This window comes from Aeromicrobium ginsengisoli (assembly GCF_004134905.2).
Lineage (GTDB): Bacteria > Actinomycetota > Actinomycetes > Propionibacteriales > Nocardioidaceae > Aeromicrobium > Aeromicrobium ginsengisoli.
This window is the reverse complement of the sequence record NZ_SDPQ02000006.1, coordinates 1-954: the sequence shown is the minus strand read 5'-3', so window position 1 is coordinate 954 and position 954 is coordinate 1. Positions and strand designations below refer to the sequence as shown.

The 954-nt window shown below is 61.3% G+C and carries 1 protein-coding gene; it reads left to right on the top strand.

Annotated features, from left to right (window positions below; translation table 11 throughout):
* A partial coding sequence (locus ESP70_RS20255; RefSeq protein WP_188110727.1) for a hypothetical protein occupies positions 1-954 on the top strand: 954 nt, incomplete at both ends.

The following is a 954-nucleotide window of genomic DNA, read 5'->3' as shown; positions in this document are numbered from 1 at the left end:
TCCAAGGACGTGTATCGGTTCACCGTTCCCGCCGGGGGTCAGTCGGTGGTGCTGAACAACAAGACGTGCGTGTCGCAGCCAGGTTTCACCTATCAGCAGTGGAAGCTGCTCAATAGTCAGGATCAGACGGTCCGCTCGGGTAGCTGCAACACCGACCCAGTGTTTGACGACCTGCCCGCAGGCGATTATCGGCTCGAGGTCACCGCGGACTCAGGCAAGACCGGCACCTACACCTTCGACTTGTTCACCGTCCCAGACCCTCAGACGTTCACGGTGTCGACCGCGGTCGGGTCACCGGCAGCGGTCTCCAACGGCGTCCCGTCGGCTGGCGCGGGAAACCTTGAGACCATCGCGTCAAAGGATCGGTACAAGTTCACCGTTCCTAGCGGCGGGCAAACGATCTTCTTGGACAACAAGACCTGCGTGTCACAGCCCGGGATGGCGTATTCGAACTGGAAGCTGACCGGCCCCGGAGCCCTTTCGATCACGGGCAACTGCAGCTCAGACAAGCAATTCGACAATCTGCCGGCCGGCGAGTACCAGCTGGAGTTCACGACCACCCAGATCGGCGGAACGTACTCTTTCGACCTGTTCGTGGTCGATCCCCCTCAATACTTTGACGCAACGGTGACCAGCACGCCCTTCGCCGTCTCCAACGGAGTCCCCGGCAGCGGCGCAGGCAACCTCGAAACCAAGTTCTCCAAGGACGTGTACCGGTTTACGGTGGCGTCTGGGGGCCAGTCGGTGGTGTTGAACAACAAGACGTGTGTGTCGCAGCCAGGTTTCACCTATCAGCAATGGAGATTGCTCAACCAGCAGAGCCAGACCGTCCGCTCGGGCAGCTGCAACACCGACCCACAGTTCGACAACCTCCCCGCCGGCGACTATCGGCTCGAGGTCACCGCGGACTCCGGCAAGACCGGCACCTACACCTTCGACCTCTACACCGTCCCG